The organism is Neorhizobium galegae (assembly GCF_017877135.1).
GTDB lineage: Bacteria > Pseudomonadota > Alphaproteobacteria > Rhizobiales > Rhizobiaceae > Neorhizobium > Neorhizobium galegae_A.
In genome coordinates this window covers 900,219-923,053 of the sequence record NZ_JAGIPH010000001.1, presented here as the reverse complement: position 1 = coordinate 923,053, position 22,835 = coordinate 900,219, and the positions used below count along the sequence as shown (strand labels likewise).

16 protein-coding genes and 1 tRNA gene are annotated in these 22,835 nt (G+C 62.2%); 12 read left to right on the top strand and 5 right to left on the bottom strand.

Annotated features, from left to right (window positions below):
* Positions 1-188 precede the first annotated feature (188 nt).
* On the bottom strand, positions 189-1,478 hold the full coding sequence (gene aceA / locus J2858_RS04550; RefSeq protein WP_210103520.1) for an isocitrate lyase: 1,290 nt from the start codon (positions 1,476-1,478) through the stop codon (positions 189-191).
* Positions 1,479-1,694: 216 nt separating this feature from the next.
* Between aceA and J2858_RS04545 the strand changes: the two genes are divergently transcribed.
* The 5 genes from J2858_RS04545 to J2858_RS04525 all read left to right on the top strand — a co-directional run bounded on the left by J2858_RS04545 (position 1,695) and on the right by J2858_RS04525 (position 7,368).
* Positions 1,695-3,113: a helix-turn-helix domain-containing protein gene (locus J2858_RS04545; protein ID WP_210103519.1), complete on the top strand. Its 1,419-nt coding sequence runs from the start codon at positions 1,695-1,697 to the stop codon at positions 3,111-3,113.
* 155 nt (positions 3,114-3,268) lie between these two features.
* Positions 3,269-4,363, top strand: a complete 1,095-nt coding sequence (locus J2858_RS04540) for a polyamine ABC transporter substrate-binding protein (protein WP_210103518.1) — start codon at positions 3,269-3,271, stop codon at positions 4,361-4,363.
* Positions 4,364-4,455: 92 nt separating this feature from the next.
* Positions 4,456-5,622: an ABC transporter ATP-binding protein gene (locus tag J2858_RS04535; RefSeq protein WP_210103517.1), complete on the top strand. Its 1,167-nt coding sequence runs from the start codon at positions 4,456-4,458 to the stop codon at positions 5,620-5,622.
* Positions 5,623-5,637: 15 nt separating this feature from the next.
* A complete protein-coding gene (locus tag J2858_RS04530; RefSeq protein WP_210103516.1) occupies positions 5,638-6,546 on the top strand; it encodes an ABC transporter permease subunit in 909 nt (302 codons plus the stop codon).
* Between the two features lie 3 nt (positions 6,547-6,549).
* Entirely contained in the window at positions 6,550-7,368 is an 819-nt protein-coding gene (locus tag J2858_RS04525) for an ABC transporter permease (protein WP_210103515.1), read from the top strand.
* Positions 7,369-7,444: 76 nt separating this feature from the next.
* Here the strand turns inward: J2858_RS04525 and J2858_RS04520 are convergent, their stop codons facing one another.
* A complete protein-coding gene (locus J2858_RS04520; protein ID WP_210103514.1) occupies positions 7,445-7,681 on the bottom strand; it encodes a DUF378 domain-containing protein in 237 nt (78 codons plus the stop codon).
* Between the two features lie 101 nt (positions 7,682-7,782).
* Entirely contained in the window at positions 7,783-9,621 is a 1,839-nt protein-coding gene (locus J2858_RS04515; RefSeq protein WP_210103513.1) for an AsmA family protein, read from the bottom strand.
* 237 nt (positions 9,622-9,858) lie between these two features.
* On the opposite strand from J2858_RS04515, the gene J2858_RS04510 reads away from it, so the two are divergent.
* On the top strand, positions 9,859-11,811 hold the full coding sequence (locus J2858_RS04510; protein WP_210103512.1) for an acetoacetate--CoA ligase: 1,953 nt from the start codon (positions 9,859-9,861) through the stop codon (positions 11,809-11,811).
* A gap of 226 nt (positions 11,812-12,037) precedes the next feature.
* On the opposite strand, the gene J2858_RS04505 is transcribed toward J2858_RS04510, so the two are convergent.
* Positions 12,038-16,027 carry an ATP-binding protein gene (locus tag J2858_RS04505; protein ID WP_210103511.1) on the bottom strand — a complete coding sequence of 1,330 codons (3,990 nt, stop codon included), beginning with the start codon at positions 16,025-16,027 and terminating at the stop codon, positions 12,038-12,040.
* A 235-nt stretch (positions 16,028-16,262) separates the two neighbouring features.
* On the opposite strand from J2858_RS04505, the gene J2858_RS04500 reads away from it, so the two are divergent.
* Positions 16,263-16,709 carry a phasin gene (locus J2858_RS04500; RefSeq protein WP_210103510.1) on the top strand — a complete coding sequence of 149 codons (447 nt, stop codon included), beginning with the start codon at positions 16,263-16,265 and terminating at the stop codon, positions 16,707-16,709.
* A gap of 140 nt (positions 16,710-16,849) precedes the next feature.
* A tRNA-His gene (locus tag J2858_RS04495) sits at positions 16,850-16,926 on the top strand.
* Positions 16,927-16,993: 67 nt separating this feature from the next.
* On the opposite strand, the gene J2858_RS04490 is transcribed toward J2858_RS04495, so the two are convergent.
* A complete protein-coding gene (locus J2858_RS04490; protein WP_210103509.1) occupies positions 16,994-17,875 on the bottom strand; it encodes a LysR family transcriptional regulator in 882 nt (293 codons plus the stop codon).
* A gap of 175 nt (positions 17,876-18,050) precedes the next feature.
* Here J2858_RS04490 and J2858_RS04485 point away from each other — a divergent pair, with 175 nt between their 5' ends.
* From J2858_RS04485 to J2858_RS04470, 4 genes are all read left to right on the top strand, one after another.
* Entirely contained in the window at positions 18,051-19,547 is a 1,497-nt protein-coding gene (locus J2858_RS04485; protein WP_210103508.1) for a CoA-acylating methylmalonate-semialdehyde dehydrogenase, read from the top strand.
* Between the two features lie 213 nt (positions 19,548-19,760).
* The gene (rirA, locus tag J2858_RS04480; protein ID WP_210103507.1) at positions 19,761-20,234 is read left to right on the top strand and encodes an iron-responsive transcriptional regulator RirA; all 474 of its coding nucleotides are present in this window, start codon (positions 19,761-19,763) and stop codon (positions 20,232-20,234) included.
* Positions 20,235-20,370: 136 nt separating this feature from the next.
* Complete coding sequence (locus tag J2858_RS04475; RefSeq protein WP_210103506.1) at positions 20,371-21,402, top strand: AbrB family transcriptional regulator; 1,032 nt, start codon at positions 20,371-20,373, stop codon at positions 21,400-21,402.
* 670 nt (positions 21,403-22,072) lie between these two features.
* Positions 22,073-22,726 (top strand): TetR family transcriptional regulator, encoded by a 654-nt coding sequence (locus tag J2858_RS04470; protein ID WP_210103505.1) that lies wholly within the window; start codon positions 22,073-22,075, stop codon positions 22,724-22,726.
* Positions 22,727-22,835: the final 109 nt, after the last annotated feature.

Genomic DNA, 22,835 nt, shown 5'->3' with positions numbered 1-22,835 from the left:
CTGGGGTAACTGCCCGTGGGGTAGGGCTATTGCAGTTGAAACAAGGCCCTCTCTGCCCTGCCAGGCATCTCCCCCACGAGGGGGGAGAAACGACGCGGCAAGCGTCCATTCTGCAAAGCGAGCGCGGCCGGGCTAAGCCCTCCCCCTTGTGGGGAGGGGTTGGGAGGGGTCTTTCTGAGGTCTCGACCTCATTCCGCCGCGGGGCGGAACTGGTCGTGCTCGGTCGATTCCCCCATCGCCGTGGTGGAGGAGAGGCCGCCGGAAATGGCGACCGACACGGCATCGAAATAGCCGGTGCCGACCTCGCGCTGGTGCTTGGTTGCCGTATAGCCGTTGATCTCGGCGGCAAATTCGGCTTCCTGCAGCTCCGAATAGGCGGCCATCTGGCGGTCCTTGTAGCCGCGCGCCAGTTCGAACATGCCAAAGTTCAGCTGGTGGAAGCCGGCAAGCGTGATGAACTGGAACTTGTAGCCCATGGTGCCGAGTTCGCGCTGGAACTTGGCGATGGTCGCATCGTCCAGGTTCTTCTTCCAGTTGAACGAGGGCGAGCAGTTATAGGCAAGCTTCTTGCCGGGATGCACCTTGTGGACGCCCTCGGCAAACTTGCGCGCCTGTTCCAGGTCGGGCTTGGAGGTCTCGCACCAGATGAGATCGCAATAGGGCGCATAGGCGACCGCGCGGGCAATGCAGGGTTCCAGCCCGTTCTTCACCTGATAGAAGCCCTCGACCGTGCGGCCCTTGTCATAATCGACAAACGGCTGGTCGCGCTCGTCGATGTCCGAGGTCAGGAGCTTTGCCGCTTCCGCATCGGTGCGAGCAATGACGAGCGTCGGCGTGCCCATGACATCGGCGGCGAGACGGGCGGCCGTCAGGTTGCGGATATGCGCCGCCGTCGGGATCAGCACCTTGCCGCCGAGATGGCCGCATTTCTTTTCCGATGCCAGCTGGTCCTCGTAGTGCACGCCAGCCGCCCCCGCCTCGATGAAGGCCTTCATGATCTCGAAGGCATTGAGGGGCCCGCCGAAACCGGCCTCGGCATCGGCCACGATCGGCGCAAACCAGGTGTCGACGGAAAGACCTCCGCCTTCCGAGGTCTCGATCTGGTCGGCGCGCTGCAGCGTCTTGTTGATGCGCTTGGCCAGTTCCGGCGCGGCATTGGCCGGATAGAGCGACTGGTCGGGATACATGGCGGACGCCGTATTGGAGTCTGCGGCCACCTGCCAGCCGGAAAGGTAGATGGCTTTCAGCCCGGCGCGGACCATCTGCATGGCCTGGTTGCCGGAGAGAGCGCCGAGCGCATTGACGAAATCCTCGCTCTCGAGCAGTTGCCAGAGCCGGTTCGCCCCCATCTCCGCCAGCGTGTGTTTGATCGCCACCGAGCCGCGCAGGCGCGTCACATCGGCCGGCATATAGGGACGGGCAATGCCGTCGTAGCGACCCTTGGGGGCGGACGGAACGAGATTGTAAAATTCTGTCATGATGCTCTCTCCCTGAACTGGCGGCCGCGCTTGCAATCAGCGATCCGGCCTTGATGCCTGAGACAGAATTTACCCTGCACTGCGGTAAGTCGCCAGAAGATAAGCATTTCCCGCTCCGGGAAAGAGGTTAGGTTGTCTTGCTTTTGACGACGATCTCTGTGAAGATGTAAAAGTTGTCACAGCCGCTCCGGGCGAGCCTTTGTCAAAGGATGTCACATGGCCGAACGCAAGATCTTTGCCGGGCCGCGCGTGCGGCGGGTGCGGCTGACCCTCGGGCTCACCCAGACGGCCATGGCCGATGGGCTCGGCATCTCGCCTTCCTATCTGAACCTCATCGAGCGAAACCAGCGGCCGCTCACCGTTCAGCTGCTGCTGCGGCTGGCCGCCGTCTACAAGGTGGATCTTGACCAGTTGCAGGGCGATGGCGGCGGTCTGGCCGGGCAGTTGCGCGAGGTGTTTGCCGATCCGCTGCTGTCGGGAGAAATCCCCGGTGACCAGGAGCTGATCGAGATGTCGGAAGGGGCGCCGAATGCGGCTCTCGGCGTCATCAAGCTGTTTCGCGCCTACAAGGAGCAGGCGGGGCGCCTGTCGGATCTGGCCGATCTTCTGGCGCGCGAGGGGCATGAGACCTCGCTTGGCCGCACCCATCTGCCGATGGACGAGGTGCGCCAGATGCTGGAGACGCGGCCCTTCGTCTTTGCCCGCATCGATCAGGCCGCCGAAGCCTTCATGGCGACGCTTGAGAGCGGCGACGATCTCACCGGCGCGCTGAAGACGTATCTGCGCGCCACCCACGGTATCGTGGTGCGCCAGCTTCCCGTCCATGTGATGCCGACCTTGCGCCGCCGCTATGACCGCCATTCGATGCGGCTGTTTCTCTCCGAGCGGCTGTCGGTGTTTGACCGGACTCGCGAGATCGCCCAGGAAGTGGCGCTTCTTGCGTTGAAGGACGAGATTGCGCTGGAGCTTGAGGATCTTCCCCTGTCGAGCGGGGAGGCGCGGCGGATCGCCCGCTTCGAGCTGGCGCGCTACGGCGCCCATGCGCTGATGATGCCGTTTTCGACCTTTCTCGCCACCGCCGAACGTTGCCGCTACGATATCGAGCTTCTGGCCGCGCGTTTCGATGTTTCCTTCGAGCAGGCGGCGCACCGGCTGGTCACCCTGCACCGGATGGGGCATGCGGTGCCGGCCTTCTTCCTGATGGAGGCCGACCACGCTGGCAACGTTCTGCGCCGCGCGGGCGCGCAAGGATTTCCGAAGGCGCGCTTCGGCGGCCTCTGTCCGAAGCTTGGCCTGCATGCCGCCTTCTCGCAGCCGGGGCAGGTGCTGGTGGAGCGCGTCGAGATGCCCGACGGCCATGCCTTCTTCACGGTCTGCCGCACCATCGAGGGGCCGCAGGGCGGGTTTGGCGAAAGGTTGCGCCGGACGGCCCTGCTCATCGGCTGCGAGATGGCTTTTGCCGGTGATACCGTCTATGGCCCGGCGGCAGAGCTTCCGGCCGCCCTGGTGGCGGCCGGCACGGCCTGCAGGCTCTGCGAGCGGCAGGGCTGTCTGTCGCGCGCCGAGCCGCCGGTCACCCGCCCGCTCGGCCTCGACGAGATGGTCACCGGCCTCAGCGCCTTTGATTTTCAATGAGGTGCCACACGGTTGGCGCTCTTTTGTGCAGCGCCGCACATTTCCGCTTGTCGGCCGTTCGTTTCCTTCCTACTCTCGCAACAAAACACATAATCATCTCCGGGTGACGGGCTTCACGCGCGTGCATCGGGATGGAGCGGGAACAGGAGAATCTCATGCGCTTGAACACGATGTCGCTCGTTGCCTTCGCCACCGTCGCGCTTGCCGCGACCTCCGCTCTTTCGCAGGAGCGCGTGGTGCATGTGTACAACTGGTCCGATTACATCGACGACACCATCCTCACCGATTTCACCAAGGAAACCGGAATCAAGGTGGTCTACGACGTGTTCGACAGCAATGAGCTGGTGGAAACCAAGCTTTTGGCCGGGGGCTCCGGCTATGATGTCGTGGTGCCGACCGGGCCGTTCCTCGCCCGCCAGATTCAGGCCGGCGTCTTCCAGAAACTCGACAAGTCGAAGCTGCCGAACCTTGTCAATCTCTGGCCGCTGGTATCGGAGCGGCTGGCGAAATACGATCCCGGCAACCAGTTCGCCGTCAACTACATGTGGGGCACGACCGGCATCGGCTATAACGTCGCCAAGGTGAAGGCGGCGCTCGGCGATGTGCCGATCGACAGCTGGGATGTGCTGTTCAAGCCGGAAAATGCCAAGAAGCTGAAAAGCTGCGGCATCAACATTCTCGATGCGTCCGACGAAACCTTTGCCATTGCCATGAACTATCTCGGCAAGAACCCGGACAGCAAGGCCACCGCCGACCTGCAGGCGGGCGCCAAGGTCTACAAGGACATCCGCCCGAGCGTGAAGACCTTCAATTCCTCCGCCTATATCGAGGAATTGGCCAATGGCGACAGCTGCATCACCATCGGCTGGTCCGGCGATATCCTGCAGGCGAAGAAGCGCGCGAAAGACGCCAACAATGGCGTCGAGATCAAGTATGTCATCCCCAAGGAAGGCACCTATATGTGGTTCGACAATCTGGCGATCCCGGCGGATGCCAAGAATGTCGATGAAGCCCATGCCTTCATCAACTACCTGATGAAGCCGGAGGTCATCGCCAAGGCCTCCAACTTCGTCCAGTATGCCAATGGCAATCTGCCCGCCCAGAAGCTGATGGATGAAGAGGTGGTGAAGAACCCGTCTGTCTATCCGGACGAGGCGACGCTTGCCAAGCTGTTCACCATCTCGCCCTACGACCCCAAGGCCCAGCGCGTCATCAACCGCGAATGGACTGCGATCAAGACCGGCAAATAAGCCCGGCGCGCCGCTGATAGCTTGATACCTGCCGGTGGCGGTTGCGCCACCGGGTCTTGACGAGACGGCTCGGTGAACGGAGTGGGGTGGGCATGGCAAAATCTCTCGGACCGGTAAAACGCAAATTCTCGCCCTGGACCGATCCGGGCGCCGTGCCCTTCATCCGGTTCGAAAACATCACCAAGCGCTACGGCGATTTCGTCGCCGTCAACAACCTGACGCTCGACATCTATGAGCGGGAATTCTTCTCCCTGCTGGGGCCTTCCGGCTGTGGCAAGACCACGCTGATGCGCATGCTGGCGGGCTTCGAGGAGCCGAGCGAGGGACGCATCCTGCTGCAGGGCAAGGATATGTCCGGCGTGCCGCCCTATCGGCGCCCGACCAACATGATGTTCCAGAGCTATGCGCTTTTCCCGCACATGACGGTGGAGAAGAACATCGCCTTCGGGCTCCAGCAGGATGGCCTTTCGAAACCGGATATTGCAGCCCGCGTCGAGGAAATGCTGAAGCTGGTGAAGCTCGAAAGCTTTGCACGGCGCAAGCCCGCGCAGCTGTCGGGCGGCCAGCGCCAGCGCGTGGCGCTCGCCCGCTCGCTCGCCAAGCGCCCCAAGGTGCTGCTGCTGGATGAACCTCTGGGCGCGCTCGATCGCAAGCTGCGCGAGGAAACACAGTTCGAGCTGATGGACATCCAGCACACGCTGGGGCTGACCTTCCTCATCGTGACGCATGATCAGGAAGAGGCCATGACCGTGTCGGACCGCATTGCGGTCATGGACAAGGGCGTCATCATGCAGGTGGCAACGCCGGCGGAAATCTACGAGGCGCCGAACAGCCGCTATGTGGCCGATTTCATCGGCGACATCAATATTCTGGAATGTGCGGTGACCGGGAATGCCGGCGACTGCCTGCGCGACGGCCATCCGCCGGTCGTGCGGCTGGTGAGCAACGGCCTCGACATCGCGGTGGAGCAGGAATGCCCGGTGACGGCCGGCGACAAGGTGGGCTTTGCCATGCGGCCGGAAAAGGTGCGCATCTCGCTCGACAAGCCTGCCGACACAACGGTCAACACGGCCCATGGCGAGGTCTGGGACATCGGTTACCTTGGGGATTTCTCCATCTTCCTGGTCAAGCTCGAGGATGGCCGGATCTTGCGCGCGGCGCAGGCGAACGTGTCGCGTCTGGTCGATCGGCCGATCACCTTTGGAGACAGTGTGTGGCTCACCTGGCCGCTCGATGCGGGCTTGGTGCTGACGCGGTAGCGGGGAGGGAGCGACATGGCCGAGACCGGAGCAACCGCGCACACCAATCCGCTGCGCTGGCTGGTGGTTGCAATTCCCTATCTGTGGCTCTTCCTGTTCTTTGCCGCACCCTTCTTCATCATCTTCAAGATCTCGCTGTCCGACACGGCAATCGCCATGCCGCCCTATACGCCGACCTTCGAGGGGTTCGGCGCCATCGGGGATTTCTTCTCGCAGCTGGATTTCGAAAACTACGGCTTCCTTGGCGAGGATCCGCTCTATATTGACGCCTATCTGTCGTCGCTGCGCATCGCGCTCATCTCGACGCTTCTTCTGCTTCTGGTTGGCTATCCGATGGCGCTGGCCATGGCGCGGGCGCAGGCCAGCATTCGCCCGACGCTGATGATGATGGTGATCCTGCCGTTCTGGACCTCCTTCCTCATCCGCGTCTATGCCTGGATCGGCATCCTGAAGCCGGAGGGGTTGCTGACGCTTCTGTTCCAGACCATCGGATTGATGGGGCCGGACGATCAGGTGACCATCTTCCGCACCGATTATGCGGTCTTCATCGGCATCGTCTATTCCTACCTGCCCTTCATGGTGCTGCCGCTCTATGCGGCGCTAGAAAAGATGGACGGCACGCTCTTGGAGGCGGCAAGCGATCTCGGCTGCCCGCCGTGGAAAGCCTTCTGGAAGATCACCTTTCCACTGTCGCTGCCGGGCGTCATTGCCGGCGCCCTCATCTGCTTCATCCCGATCACCGGCGAATTCGTCATCCCCGATCTTCTCGGCGGTGCCGAAACGCTGATGATCGGCAAGACGCTCTGGACGGAATTCTTCGGCAATCGGGACTGGCCGCTTGCCTCGGCGGTTGCGGTGCTGCTGCTGCTGGCGCTCGTCGTTCCCATCGTCATCTTCCAGAACCAGCAGCAGAAGGTGGGCTGAGCCATGAAACCGCAACGCTTCGACGCCACCATCCTCACCCTCTGCTTTGCCTTTCTCTATATCCCGATCATCATTCTCGTCGTCTATTCCTTCAATGCCTCGCGGCTGGTGACCGTCTGGGGCGGCTTCTCGCTGCACTGGTATCAGGTGATGTGGTCGAACGAGGGGCTGATGGATGCGGCCTGGGTGACGGCGCGCGTCGGCGTGCTGAGCGCCACCTTCGGCACGATCCTCGGCACGCTTGCGGCGCTGACGCTGACCCGCTTTCCACGGTTTCCCGGCCGTGTCGCCTTTACCGGCATGGTCTATGCGCCGCTTGTGATGCCGGAAGTGATCACCGGTCTTTCGATGCTGCTTTTGTTCGTGGCGATGAACATCGACCGCGGCTTCTGGACCGTGACCATTGCCCACACGACCTTTACCATGTGTTATGTGGCGATCGTCGTGCAGTCGCGGCTCATCACCTTCGATCGTAGCCTGGAAGAGGCAGCCCAGGATCTCGGCTGCCCGCCGGTCAAAACCTTCTTTGCCATCACGCTGCCGCTCATCCTGCCCGCCATCGTCTCCGGCTGGATGCTGGCCTTTACCCTGTCGCTGGATGATCTTGTGATCGCAAGCTTCACCACGGGACCGGGGGCGACGACGCTGCCGATCAAGATCTACAGCCAGGTGCGTCTTGGGGTAACGCCCGAAATCAATGCCATCTGCACCATTCTGATCGGGCTGGTCACATTCGGCGTCATCATCACGTCGATCACCACCAAGCGCGCCGAGATGCGCCGCATTCGCGACGAGCACGTGGCCATTCGCGGCATCAGTTGACCGCTGGTCTCACCGCACGGCAAAACGCCGGCCCCGATAAGGAGGCCGGCGTCTTCAGGGACAAGTTCCAATCGGGTCAGTGACGGCGAAGATCGGCTTCCGCTGCCGTTTCGCCCACCTGCATTGCACGGGTGAGCGGCACCAACTGCCAGAGCGCCGACAGGCCGACGAGAACATAGACGATGGTGGCAAGCGTCGTGTCCTGGCCGCCGAAAATCGTGGCCACCAGATCGATATCGGCAATGCCGACCAGCAACCAGTTGATGCCGCCGACGATGATGAGAAGCAGGGTGATGATATTGAGCGCGCGCATGGGATCTCCTTCAGGGCTGGGCTGGTGATCGAACAGGCGGTGCAGGGCTTTGTTCCGCAGAAGTTGTGCGGCGGCTGAATTTATACTCTTTGTGGTGCCGATCAGGGGCCGATGGCCGGCTTTGGTGCGCTCGGCGCCGGCCAGAGGACCGGATTTGGCCAAGCGCCGCCGATGAACACGGTGCGTGGCTCATCGGGCTCAGTCGCATCGAGAATGGTGGCCACCAGAGACAGGCTTTTCGTCTCATAGGGCACGACGCCCGACAGGCGCAGCGAATAGGGGGTGCCGGATAGCACCGCCTCCTGCAGTTCGGCGCTGCCGGAGGCAAGCTCGGCCGAAAGCACCAGGCTGTCGAAGCTGGTCGATCCCCCCGTGGTGCGGTTCAGCGCAAAATAGCTGGAGCCGGTGGCAAGCCGGCGAAGCGTTGCGAGATCAAGCCCCGTGACCTGGCCGGCGCCGGTGGAGAGCCGAACGGTGCCGGTCAGATCTGCCGGCCGCGCTTGTGCCAACGGCTTTCCGAGCTGCAGGTCCAGATCGACGGACCCTGTCGCGGCAAGGACGGGTCCGGTGAGTGAAAGGCTGTGCGCCAGCGCCTCGAAATCGACCTTGCGGGCGGACATGAGGATGCGCGTCGAGGGCTGGGGTTGCACCTGCATGCGGATCTGGCCTGTCAGGCTGCCGTTCAGGAGGTCGCTGTCGAGAATTTCAATCTCGGCGCGTCCCGTATCCGACAGGATGCTGACGGCGCTGTTGGCCAAGGTCAGGCTGCCGAGTCTGGCCGTCTTTGCCGAAAAGCGCACGTCAAAGCCAAGCTGCCGTTCAAACGGCAGCTCCTTCTGCGTCACCTGTCTGCCGCCTGCCTCGCGGTCGTCGGAGATTGCCTGGACGAGGGCACCCAGATCGACGGTATCGAAGGCAAGCGTGCCCGTCACGCGCGGGGCGGCTGTGGCGCCTTGCATGCTGAGGTCCATGACGCCGGTTCCCCAGGTGCCATTTGCCTCGATCGACAGGCGATCGAAGCGTAGCACCTGGTTCAGCGTCACCAGCCTTGCCGAGAGCGTCAGGTCGCGCAGCCCATCGGCGGTGTGCACGGGCAGGTTTGCCCAGGTGACGACATCGCTGACGCTCGGGATCGACAGCTCCAGATCGCCGGAAAAGAAGGCGTAGCGTGTGAGGTCCGCCCGCCCGGCAAACCGGCCGGAGAAAAGCGTCGACTTGATGGTGGCATCGATATCGGTTCCGCGCCCGCCGAGCAGCAGCAGCGGCTGCGAGGAGGACAGATGCAGCTCGAGCGCCTTGCCGCGGATGGTTGCGGCCATCTGCATCTCCGCCGCCGATGACAGTTTTGGCCAGTCGATCGTGCCGTTGATGTCCTCGATCGAGAGATGCTTGCCCTCGGGACCGTTGATCGACAATCGGCCAGCGGTAATCGTCACGTCACCCATCACGGTGTCGCCGGCATCGGCAAGCGCGGTGTCGGTAGCCGCGGCTTGCTGCGGGTCGATTGCCTGGCGCACCGCCGTGCTCAGAATGCCGTCGCTGCTCCAGTCGAGCTTGCCCGAGGCATCGGCGGTCATGGTGATATCCGGCGCGGTCAGATTGAAGTCCTGAAACACCGGCTGACCACGCAGGGCCTGCAGAACGCTGAAACCGGCCGAAAGCCTAGCGATGCGACCAAGGACCGGTGCGTCCGGCCGGCTCTCCTGCCGGATGGTGAGGCCGGTGAGCGTCACGACCGGGCGGGGAAAGAATTCAAGCTCCGGCGTGCCTTCGATCGTCACGTCATGGCCGAGCCAGTTTTCCACGGCGTCTTCCATGCTTTCGCGCACAAGCGTCGAGGAAACCAGGATGGGGGCTGCAAGCCGGAACAGCATGGTAAGCGCCAGAAGGCCGGCGCTGGTATAAAGCGCCATGCGGGCCAGTTTTTTGCGCGGCGTCATTCTTCTCATGCGAATTTCGCGATCGTGGCTGCAGACAACAGACAGGGAAGCGGCCGGTCATCCTGTCCTGACCGGCCGGCATGCCGCTTCGTTAGCGGAAATGCCCGCGCCATGCAAACCGGCGCTCAAGGGGTGCTCGAGGGCACCGGTGAAACCGCCTCAAACCAGCCATGGCGGCTCTTTATCCTGCAATGCAACATGATATACCTTGCGCACCGGGATGGAGGTTCAGACGACATGACACATGAAATGCCCTTGTGGACGCCTTCGGAGGCGCGCAAAGCAGAGGCACCGCTTTCCAAATTCATGGCCTGGTGTGCAAAGCCGTATCGGCGGACGTTTTCCGATACCGATGCGCTTCACGCCTGGTCGATCGAAGAGCGCGGCGATTTCTGGACGGCGGTCTGGGATTTCTGCGGGGTGAAGGGCGAGCGCGGCGCAACGAGCCTCATCCATGGCGACGACATGCTGGCCGCCCGCTTTTTTCCGGAGGCGAGGCTGAATTTTGCCGAGAACCTGTTGACCCGTAGCGGCACGGACGATGCGCTGATCTTTCGTGGCGAAGACAAGGTGGCCTATCGCTGGAGCTGGGATGAGCTTGCAGCGACTGTATCGCGCCTGCAGCAGGCCTATCTTGCGCTGGGCATCAAGCCGGGCGACCGCATCGCGGCGATGATGCCGAACCTTCCGGAAACTATTGCCTGCATGCTGGCCGCCGCCTCCATTGGTGCGATCTGGTCCTCGTGCTCGCCCGATTTCGGCCGGCAGGGCGTGCTTGATCGCTTTGGCCAGATCGAGCCGAAGCTGTTCATCGCCTGCGACGGCTACTGGTACAACGGCAAGCGCCAGGATGTCGCCGACAAGGTGCGCGATGTGGCGGGCGAATTGAAGGTGCCGGTGGTCATCGTGCCTTATGCCGGCGATGCGGCGGCCCTTGCGGCTTCGCTTGGCGACGGCCGGACGTTTGCCGAACTGATGGCGCCTCATGCGCCGGCCCCCATTGTCTACACGCCGCTGCCGTTTTCGCATCCGCTCTATATCCTGTTTTCCTCCGGCACGACCGGTGTGCCCAAATGCATCGTGCATTCGGCCGGCGGCACGCTGTTGCAGCACCTGAAGGAAATCGTCCTGCATTGCGGCGTGACACCGGGCGACCGGCTGTTCTATTTCACCACCTGCGGCTGGATGATGTGGAACTGGCTTGCGTCCGGGCTTGCCGCGGGCGCCACGCTCTGCCTTTTCGACGGTTCGCCCTTTGCGCCGGGTGGCAAGGTGCTGTTCGATTATGCCGAGGCCGAAAAATTCGCGGTCTTCGGCACGTCGGCCAAGTTCATCGATGCCGTGCGCAAGGCAGACATTGAGCCTAAGAAAACGCATGACCTGTCGTCGCTGCGGCTCATCACCTCCACCGGCTCGCCGCTGTCGCCGGAAGGCTTCTCCTTCGTCTACGAGGGCATCAAGGCGGACGTACATCTCGCTTCCATTTCCGGCGGCACGGATATCGTCTCCTGCTTCGTGCTCGGCAATCCGCTGAAGCCGGTCTGGCGCGGCGAGATCCAGGGTCCGGGGCTCGGCCTTGCGGTCGATGTGTGGAACGATGATGGCCAGCCGGTGCGCGGCGAAAAGGGCGAGCTCGTCTGCACCAAGGCCTTTCCCTCGATGCCGATCATGTTCTGGAATGATCCCGACCAGAAGAAGTACAAGGCGGCCTATTTCGAGCGTTTCGACAATATCTGGTGCCACGGCGATTTTGCCGAATGGACGCCGCATGGCGGGCTCATCATCCATGGCCGTTCGGATGCGACACTAAACCCCGGCGGCGTGCGCATCGGCACGGCGGAAATCTACAATCAGGTGGAGCAGATGCCGCAGGTGCTGGAAGCCCTGTGCATCGGCCAGGATTGGGATGATGACGTGCGCGTCGTGCTGTTTGTGCGGCTGGCAGACGGCGTCGTGCTCGATGATGCGCTGGTGAGCGCCATCAAGACCCGCATCCGCACCGGATGCACGCCGCGCCATGTCCCGGCAAAGGTTCTGGCCGTTACGGACATTCCGCGCACGAAATCCGGCAAGATCGTTGAGCTTGCCGTGCGCGAAGTGGTGCACGGCCGGCCGGTGAAGAACCGCGAGGCGCTCGCCAATCCGGAAGCGCTGGAACTCTTTGCCGGGCTTGCCGAACTGCAGGCTTGAGGTGGCTCCAGACGCGGATCCAGCTTTTTTCCGTCATGCTCGGGCTTGTCCCGAGCATCTACAGCCTTCTGATTTTATTGGTATTTGTAGATCCTCGGCACAAGGCTGAGGATGACGTCGGGACAGGAGACAGCTTGTCCTCAAACCGGAGGCAGCGTTGGCTGCCTCTCTTTTTCGACGGCCCGTTCCGTCGCGCGTCAACCATAAGCCATGAGGCCGTCGAAATTCAGTTGGCGAGCACCCGCGGCGAGGGGAAGGTGACCTCAACCAGCGTGCCTTCGTTCGGTGCCGAGTGGATGGCGAAGGCGGCGCGGTTGGCGTCCACCATGGCCTTGGTCAGCGGCAGTCCAAGGCCCGTGCCATCGCCGCGCTTGCGTGCCGCTCCGGCGACCTGCCGGAAGGGCTTCATCGCCAGTTCGAGTTCCGCACGCGTCATGCCGATGCCGGTATCGCGGATGCGCAGCACCACATTGCCGTTCGCCTCATAGGCGGTCGACACGACGATCTGGCCGCCGGACGGGGTAAAGCGGATGGCGTTGGCCAGGATGTTGAGCACGATCTGCTTGATCGAGCGCAGGTCGGCGACCACCGGCGGCACCGCATGCGACAGTGCCGTGCGGATGATGACGCGCTGGCCGTTTGCCTGCGGCTGCACCAGGGATACCGCTTCCGCCACCGTTTCATTGAGCCCGACGGCAGCGAAATCCAGCTCCATCTCGCCGGCTTCGATCTTGGAAATGTCGAGGAGATCGTTGACGATATCCAGCACATGCCGGCCCGACCGGCCGATATCATTGGCATATTCGACATAGCGCTGGTGGCCGATCGGTCCCAGCCGCTCGGTCGCCATCATGTCGGCAAAACCGATGATGGCGTTAAGCGGCGTGCGGATCTCGTGGCTGACATGCGCCAGAAAATCGCTCTTGTGGGCATTGGCCGTTTCGGCGGCGCGCTTGGCGTTGCGCAGTTCTTCCTCGGTGCGCTTCCACTGGGTGATGTCGCGGATGACGGCGCAGTAGCCGTTGGACGAGGTGAGGTGGCCAATGGTCATGAACAACGGCAGGAAACCGCCGGAGGCTTCCCGGCCGATGACCTCGCGCCCGTCGTTGAGAAGGCTTGCCACGCCATGGCCGGCAAGGCCTGCCAGGTAATCCAGCACGGATTTCTGGCTTTCATGGGCAAACAGCATGACGAAGGGTTTGCCCGCCGTTTCCTCATTGTCATAGTTGAAGAGGGCGCTTGCCGCCCGGTTCATCGAGCGGATATCGCCTTCGCTGCCAAGGAGGACCACGCCATCGGTTGCCGTATCGAGAATGGCGCGCAATTCGTCCACCTCGACTGCCATGCGCGACAGTTTTTCAGCCTGGCGTGCGTGCTCGTCCGGTTCGGCAGGCGCTTCTTCGTCAGCCGCTGCCGTATCCGGTGCCGCGGCAGGGTCGTTGACCGGCATTAGTGCAAGGATGAGCGCCGTTGCGCCATCCCAGCGCACCGATTGCAGGCGTGCGGTGACCGGCACGATGCTGTCATCGGCGCGCACCACCACCATGCCGCCGGCATCCGAGGTCTTGTCTTCCAGTTCCTGCGTCTGCAGCAGGGCATCGAGCCCGCCAACCTCCGCAAGCGCACCGAGCGTTTCATAGCCGGTGAGGCGCAGAAACTCCGGATTGGCGTGGATCAGCCGCTCGCCGCTGTGGACGAGAAGGGCGACCGGCATCTGGTCAACGACGTCGGGTGAGAGTTCCGGACGCTGGCGAAGCGGCATGGCCTGCGCATAGGCTTCGGCAAGCGAAATACGCTCCTCACCCTCAACGTCGCGGGCATTTTCTGCGTCATGGGTATCGCGGGCAGCGTCATCCACATCGGCAGCAGCGGGCGGCGCTTCGTGGTCTTCCGCGTCGCTTTCCTCCGGAAGGGCGTCCTGCGACACCGCGTCGTCCGGCGTCTGCGCGAAGGCGTCCTGATCGTCCTGCGGGGCGTCCGGCAGAGTGGCTTCCTGCCGCGTTTCAACCGGATCTGCGTCTTCGGCGACCGGCTCGGTCGTCAGCTCGGCAGACAAGGCGTCGTCAAAGAGTGCATCCGTCTCGTCGGCGGGCTCGCTCAGGACCGGCTCAGCCGTGTCATCGTCTGCGGGCAGATCGGTGGCTGAATCTGCTTCGGTGGACGGGTCTGCGGCGGACTGCGCCGGGGTCGCGTCTTCGGCGGCGTTCGTGCCGTGATCGTCCGGTTCGCCAAAGGGGGCGGCATCGTCCTCCGTTGCGGTTGCGGCAGCAGGCTGCGGCTCTCCCGCCGGTTCCTCGTTCTGGCGAAACACTTCCAGGCGGCGGGCGATCTCGCGGAAGGCGGCCTGTTCGACGGGCGTCAGGCCCTCGCGGGCGCCGGGGCGGCGCTCTTCGAGACGAATGACCTTTTCGGAATAGCGCGGGGTGTTTTCCACCAGCCGAAGCGCCGGCTTTTCATGCGTCGGCCACAGAAGCGGCATCGAGGCGGGCTCTTGCTCTTCGGAGGACGCGGTGTCGCCTGCCTCTTTAAGGGTTTCGGGGGCGAGGGGCTGGTCCGGTGTGTCAGCGTCCGGCGCGTTCGGCTTTGCGGTTTCCGCGCCTGCGGTGTCATCAATGCCTTCGGCGGGCGCCGCATCAGCATCGGCCGGTGCGGCAGCGGTCAGGGCGTCTGCCATGCCGGTCTTTGCGGCGGTGTCTTCTGCGTCTGCGATGCCCGCATCATCCGCGGCATAGGTTTCGGCTTCGGCGCCTTCCGCGATCTCGGCATCATCCTCGACAACGTCTGTCAGGTCCGTATCGTCCGGCGCGAGCGTCAGGCCGAGCGCCAACGGATCTTCCTCGACATCGGAAATGCGCACGATGCCGAAACCGCGGAAACCGTCGAATTCGCGGGTGCGGGTATAGGTCGGCAGGGCGGCAAGATCGATCGGCACGCAGAGCGACGTGCCCTCCACCGGCCAAAAGATCGTCTTGCCGGACCAGGTGTCGCGGCGCTGCAGAAGCTCGCCGATCTTGCCTTCCGGATCGAGGTTGAACAGGGCGGCGACATCGGTAAAGGCCAGCCCCACCACTTCGGCCGCATGGGGGCCGACGGTTGCGGCAAGTTCCGGCGAGATCTCGCAGAAAATTCCCTGCGCATCAATCTTCCAGACAAAACGCGTGGCACGCGCCTCGTGCGGAAAACGGAAGCCGGAGACGGGCGGTTCAGCCGCCGCGGCCGCGGCCGGCTGTTCATCTTCTGGCTCGACGGCAGCCTGGGCAGGGGCTGCGTCTTCCGGTGGCGTGACAAGAGCCGATGTCTCGGGGGTAGACGTCTCAAGGGCCGGAATCTCGATGGCGACGGTGGAGGTGGCAGGGGCCTCGGCCAGGGCCTCCTCTTCCTGTGCCGGCACGGCGTCTTCGCCCTCCTCGACAGGATCGGCCACAACCGTCCCGGCCGTCTCGTCGGGCAGCGGCAGTTCGGCTGTCTCGCCAGAGGCAAGCGGATCGATGACGCGTTCTTCCGGTAGAGGCGCCGGCGGCCGTTCCTCGAAGGCAATCGCCGGCTCCGGCGCGTCAGCCTCCACGATCAGCAGCAGGTTCAGCACCGGATCGTCGGAGAGCCGCGCGATGGCTGCGGGAAGATAGCCGGCGCCGGTCGGCACCGGACGCTTGACCAGCCGGTCGCGATCGTGCGCGGCAAGCGTCACCAGCATGCGCGCAGTATGGGGGGTAAGGTTCACCGTGCCGAAATCGGGCGAGGAGGAGATCACATGGCCATCGCCGTCCAGCACCGCCACATGCGTGTTGGGCTCGTCAAAGCCTTCCAGCATCTGGCGCGCGCATTCGGCCGGCTGCGGCGCCTCGGCCGCGGCCGGGACGGCAAGAAGAACGGCGGTTTCCCCGTCGGCCAGCGCAATCAGTTCGCACAGCGCCTGCACCGCCAGACGTTCGAAACCTGTCGTCATGCGCATCATGAAGCTGCGCTGATCGCCGGTGGCATGCAGCTGGCGCGCGGTTGCCTGCGCCTGACGCAGTGTCAGGTCCAGCCGCGGCGGCCCCTGGTCGATGAGGTCGTAGATGACGTCCTTGCCAAACAGCTGCGCCCCGCGGCCATTGGCCCACAGCACGTCTTTCATGTCGCGCGTGAACAGCACCACAGCCTTGCCCGCGGCGAAGTGATCGCGCACCCTTGGATGCGCGGCGATGTCTATGAAGGGATATTGCACAGCAGACATGGCGGGCCTTGCACTCGGTGCCGTCTTCATCAAGCCGGCGCTACGTTAACACATTGTTAGTAACTTCGAAGCCCCGCCGGGTCCACATTCTTGGCCAGGAAACGCCGAACACGGTTAATCAGGAAAAGTTCATGTTGCATCGCACAAACATATTGCAACGCACCATAACCTTCGCTATATTGACAGTCATGAGGTCGCCCATAGCGGGTACCGGGATGGAACAAGGACGTTGGACATGGCATACAAGACTGATGATGTATTTTCCTTCGCCGCCTTCGACCCGACGCGGTTGACGGAAAACCTGCGCGACTTCGCCGAGAAGGGCACCACGCAGTCGCGCGAAGCCTTCACCAAGCTGAAGGCCGCCGCCGAAGAAGCCACCAAGACGGTGGAAACGACGCTGCACACGGCCCAGGCCGGTTCCGTCGAGCTTGGCCTGAAGGCCATCGATGCCATTCGCACCAATGCCGAACTGTCGCTGACGCATCTGGAAGCGCTGATCGGCGTCAAGTCGGTTGCCGAACTCATCGAACTGCAGACCGGCTTCGTGCGCAAGCAGGCTGAAGTGACGGTTGAACAGGCAAAAGCCCTGCAGGAAACCGCCCGCAAGATCGCCGAAGACGTCACCAAGCCCGGCAAGGACGCCGCCGAAAAGGCGCTGTCCAGCTTCAAGGCTGCCTGATTTTCCTTGGCATTTCTTTCGGAAAGGTCGGGTCATCCCGGCCTTTTTCGTATCGGGGTGAAACTCGGGGCTTGCAAAAAAAATGCAATGCTTCTATGTCACGCCCCAGACACGGCCGACCAAGGTTGGCAGCGTGGCGTGCGGTTGTAGCTCAGTTGGTTAGAGCGCAGGTTTGTGGCACCTGAGGTCGGAGGTTCGAGACCCCCCAACCGTACCATTTTTCCACAAAGTGTTTTCGTTTCTTCGCTGGCGTTACTTCCTTTCGTTCAGGCCGGAAAAATATCTCACACAAAAATCTGTCGTTCCGCGCCCACCGCCTCCTGCAGAAATGCGATCACGGTGCGGATCCTTGCGATGTCGCGCAGGCTTTCGTGGGTGCACGTCCAATAGGCGCGGCGGATGCGGATGTCGGGCAGGATGCGGGCAAGTTCCGGCACGGGGCGGGCGATGTAATCGTGCAGGATGCCGATGCCGGCGCCGGTGCGCACCGCTTCTGTCTGGCCGATGGCGCTTGAAATTTCAAAGCCGGCATCCCAGTCGCGCATCACTTCTCCGGTAAAATTCAGCTGCGGCGAAAAGATCAGGTCGTCGACATAGCCGATGCGCGGGTGAAGCCGCAGTTGATCCAGGCTTTTTGGTTCGCCGTTCTGGGCGAGGTACTGGCGCGAGGCGTAAAGGCCGAGCGTGTAATCGGTGAGTTTTGAGGAAACGAGCCGCCCTTGGCTTGGCCGCTCCACGGTAATGGCAATATCGGCCTCGCGCTGCGACAGCGAAAACGAGCGCGGCACCGGCACCAGCTGGATGCGCAGGTTCGGGTGGCGCCTGATCAGCGTGCCGAGACGCGGCGCCAGAAACGAAACGCCAAAGCCATCCGGTGCGCCAATACGAACGGTGCCTTCAATGGGCGCATTCACTTCGCCGGTGCGCGCCTGCGCCGCCAGCATTTCCGCCTCGATGCGTTCGGCGGATGCGAGAAAGGCATGGCCTTCCGCCGTCAGTTCGCAGCCGCTCGGCCGGCGGATCAGAAGCCGCGTGCGCAGCGCATCCTCCAGTGCATTGATGCGCCGTCCAAGCGTTGCGTGGTTGAGGCCTAGCCGACGGGACGCCGACAGGAGCTGGCCCTCGCGCGCGACCGCCAGAAAGATGCGCACATTGTCCCAGTCCATCAGGCTGTCCTTGCGAGTGGCATCTGCCCCTCACCCTTTTTCGCCCGCGGAAGAGGGGCGGCAGGCGGATGAGGTCAGGTGCATCAATTTCTGCACAATGGATGCGTAAATCATCGCGTTGAATTGTGCAAATTAAAGCGCATACTGGTGCCATAACACAGACGGAGGATCATCCATGTATCAGGTAGGCCATTTCATTGGCGGCAAGCATGTGCCCGGCACGTCCGGCCGCAGCCAGCCGATCTATAACCCGGCAACCGGCGAGGTTCAGGGGGAAGTGTCGCTGGCAAGCGCCGAGGAGCTGAATGCCGCCGTTGAAAACGCCAAGGCGGCGCAGGCCAAGTGGGCGGCCACCAATCCGCAGCGCCGCGCCCGCGTCTTCATGAAGTTCGTGGCGCTTTTGAACGACAACATGGACAGCCTGGCGGAAATCCTCTCGCGCGAGCATGGCAAGACCATCGAAGACGCCAAGGGCGATATCGTGCGCGGTCTGGAAGTCTGCGAATTCGTCATCGGCATCCCGCATCTGTCGAAGAGCGAGTTCACCGAAGGCGCCGGCCCCAATATCGACATGTATTCGATCCGCCAGCCGGTCGGCATTGGCGCGGGCATCACGCCGTTCAATTTCCCGGGCATGATCCCGATGTGGATGTTTGCGCCGGCGATTGCCTGCGGCAATGCCTTCATCCTGAAGCCGTCCGAGCGCGATCCGTCCGTTCCGATCCGTCTTGCCGAACTGATGATCGAGGCAGGGCTTCCGGCCGGCATTCTCAACGTCATCAACGGCGACAAGGCGGCCGTCGACGGTATCCTGACGCATCCGGATATTTCCGCCGTTTCCTTCGTCGGCTCGACCCCGATTGCCCGTTATGTTTATGGCACGGCTGCCATGAACGGCAAGCGCGCCCAGTGCTTCGGCGGTGCCAAGAACCACATGATCATCATGCCCGATGCCGATCTCGACCAGGCCGCCCAGGCGCTGATGGGCGCCGGCTACGGGTCTGCCGGCGAACGCTGCATGGCGATCTCGGTTGCCGTTCCGGTCGGCGAGGAAACCGCAAACCGCCTTATCGAAAAGCTCACCCCCATGGTGGAGAGCTTGCGCATCGGTCCCTACACCGATGACAAGGCAGACATGGGCCCGGTCGTCACCAAGGAAGCCCAGGCGCGCATCAAGGCGCTCATCGATTCGGGCGTCGAAGCCGGCGCAAAGCTCGTCGTCGATGGCCGCGATTTCAAGCTGCAGGGCTATGAGAACGGCTATTTCGTCGGCGGCTGCCTGTTCGACCACGTGACGCCGGACATGGACATCTACAAGACCGAAATTTTCGGCCCTGTCCTCTCCGTCGTGCGGGCTAAGAATTATGAAGAAGCCCTCGAACTGCCGATGAAGCACGAATATGGCAATGGCGTTGCGATCTACACCCGCGACGGCGATGCCGCCCGCGATTTCGCAAGCCGCATCAATATCGGCATGGTCGGTGTCAACGTGCCGATTCCGGTTCCGCTCGCCTACCACTCCTTCGGCGGCTGGAAGTCGTCGTCCTTCGGCGATCTCAACCAGCATGGCACCGATTCCATCAAGTTCTGGACGCGCACGAAAACGGTCACCTCGCGCTGGCCGTCGGGAATCAAGGACGGCGCCGAATTCGTCATGCCGACGATGAAGTGAATTTTTTAAAGCCACTTGCCGAATGAGAAAGGGCGCCCGTCGAGGCGCCCTTTCTGCTGCAGGCCCTATCCCGACGGTCGAATCCGGGATTTCGCAGACCGTTCATTCCCCCCTTCGGGAAAAGTGGATAGACTGGGTAAAATTTGCGAATTTGGAATTGTTCAAAAGTGGCGAAGGCCTTATATATTGGCTTAAGGCACCAAGGAGAACGGCATGCGTTTGACGAAACAGACCAATTATGCAGTGCGCATGTTGATGTATTGCGCAGCCAATGACGGTCATTTGAGCCGCATCCCCGAGATCGCCCGCGCCTATGGCGTCTCTGAACTGTTCCTGTTCAAGATCCTTCAGCCGCTCACCAAAGCAGGCCTTGTCGAAACCCTGCGCGGCCGCAATGGCGGTGTGCGCCTCGGCCGCCCGGCCGACAAGATCAGCCTGTTCGACGTGGTGAAGGTCACGGAAGACAGCTTTGCCATGGCCGAATGTTTTGAAGATGGCGCGGTCGAATGTCCGCTTGTCGACAGTTGCGGCCTGAACGCGGCGCTGCGCAAGGCACTCAATGCCTTCTTCGACGTGCTTGCCGGTTATTCGATCGATGATCTTGTGAAGGCGCGCCCGCAGATCAACTTCCTGCTGGGTCTGGATCTTGCGCCGCCCGTCGGCGCGGCGGTGGCTCCCGCCGCCTGATCCGGCACCGGTCAAAGCGCTCCGAGGGGGCGCTTTTTTTTGGGCCGATGCCAGGGTTTTCTGGCAAGGCGGAACTTTCTTGGTAAAAGGCACCGTCCGATCGACCGGCCGTTTCTCGTAAAGCCCTTTTTTGCTTATGATATCTTCTGACGATTTTATTCCCTTTGCCTGGACGCTGGTACTTGGCGCGCTTGGCGCCATTGTTGCCGGCACACTTGGTCTTCCGGCCCCCTTTCTCATCGGCCCGGCGCTGTTCGTGACGATCGGAAGCCTGAGCGGCCGAAGGTTGTTGGTGCCGCTTGCGCTGCGCAATGCCTGTTTTGTCGTGGTCGGCATGTCGATGGGGGCGGGGGTAACGCCGGAGGTCGTGACGGCGGCGGCCGCATGGCCGGCCAGTTTCGCCATGGTCATCGTCATCTCCATCGTGCTGCTCCTGTCGGCGCAGGCGCTGCTGCGCCGGGTCTTTCACTATGACCGCATGACGGCGCTTCTGGCGGCCTGCCCGGGTCATCTGAGTTACGTGCTGAGCCTTGCGGCCGATACGCGCGGGGATCTGGCCAGCATCGGCATCATCCAGAGCGTGCGCGTGCTGGCGCTGACGCTTTTAGTGCCGCTGATCGTCGAGTTGTCGGGCGCCTCGGGCGCGGGCGCGGTCGTTCTGCCGCAGGCCATGGGGCTTGCGCCCCTTGTCGTCCTTGGCGTTCTCGCCGGCGTCTGCGGCCTGATTTTTCTGAGGCTGAAGGTGCCGGCGGCGCTTCTGGTCGGCGGCATGGCCGTGTCGATCCTTGCGCATCTTTCAGGCCTGGTGACCGGCACGATCCCGCAATGGCTGCAGATCCCGGTCTATGTGCTTCTCGGCAGCATGATCGGCACGCGCTTTTCCGGCGTCCGCCTGGCGGAGTTGAAGACCGCCTTCGTGGCGGGCCTGTCGGTCACCGTGGTCGTCGGCCTGATCTCGGCGGTCACCGCTGCCGGCATAGCGCATCTCCTCGATGTGCCTCTCGGCGCAGCCCTGATCGCCTTTGCGCCGGGCGGCCTGGAAACCATGGCCGCCATGGCGGTGATCATGCATGCCGATCCGGCCTATGTCGGCACGCATCATATCCTCAGACTGCTGTTTCTCTCGGTGCTGATGCCCTTCATGCTGTCCAGGTTCAGATCACTATAAATTATCACCCCTGATATTGCGGAGGGCGTTTGCCCCGATTTTCCGCTTATTTCGATTGATCTAAATTAGGTCATGAAGTAATTAGTTAATGTCTCGGAGAGAAGAAACAAGGATTGAGATTCTATAGCAGAGTTTATATAAACAATGCTGTTCTGTCTCCAATCTGGATGCGGTTTATATCGTTTCTTTGTGGCGGCGTTGTTTTCTGTGGGTTGCTTCATCTAAGATGTGTTGTTTCATCATGTTTTTGGGTGGGCGAACATCTACGTCCAGATCCTTTGTCGAGGGTCTGCGCTGCCCGAAGTGAACCGTTTCCTCTTTTGATCCGGAATGGCAGTCGATGCCGGTGGTCCATGCCGCCTTGTTTGGGCAGGCAAAAGATCGCCTTTATCGCGCCGCTTCCGGGTAGAGCAGAGACTAGATCGGGACATGCAGGAAGGGTGCACTATAAAATTAAAACCCTTCAGGTTGCGTTCAGCAAACCGATCAATAAAGGGGCCAACGAACAGTAGAGATAAAAAACTGTCTCGTTTGAAGAAAGACAAGCCAGGCAGATCATCGGCTGAGGAAGGCCGGATGGTCCCGAAGCAACAGGGCGCGCACGGCACAGACTGCCGGAAGGTCCGCGCTGAATTAGGGGGAAATACGCATGGACGGTTTGAGGTTTGATATGCCAGATGCCAAGCAGGCTTCCGTTCGTCCGGTCTTGCGCCGGATTCCAAAGCAGGAGCGCAGCCGGGACCGCATCGATGAAATCCTGAAGGTGGCTATGGATCTCATCGGCCAGAAGGGCATCGATGCCGTGACGATGAAGGAAATCGCCGCCCTTTCCGGCGGTCCGATTGCCTCCGTCTATCAGTATTTCCCCAACAAGTCGGCGATCATTGCGATGCTTTACGATCGCTACATCGCTAATGTGACGCAGTTCATGACGCTGGGGCTGAGCGATGTGCGCGGCCCGGACGACATCTGTCGCGCCACCGATGCCATGATCGATCTGTACAATCTCTATGTGCAGGGCAATCCGCAGATCCAGGACCTGATCAATGCCATCCAGGCCGACAAGATGCTCGGCGATATGGATCTGACCGAATCCCGCAGGCTTGCGGACCTGTTTGCCGATGCGACCGACCAGTACATCCCCGAGGCGCTGCGGGCGCAGTATCGTCGCACCACATTCATGATGTGCAACCTGACGGTAAGCGCCGTGCGCATGGCGCTGAAGGCGCAGCCGGAAGAGGCCAAGGAAATCATCGCAGCCTTCAAGCTGTCGACCCGGGCGCAGGTCAGCCTCTTCCTTGACGGCAGCTACGCCTCGCATTGAGGCACTTTATGCGGTCGATGCATCGTGAGGCCCGAAGCTAGGCATCGCGAGAGCGTGGTCGCCGATAAGGCTCACCACATAAAAATCCAGGAATTGATGGTCGCCGCGG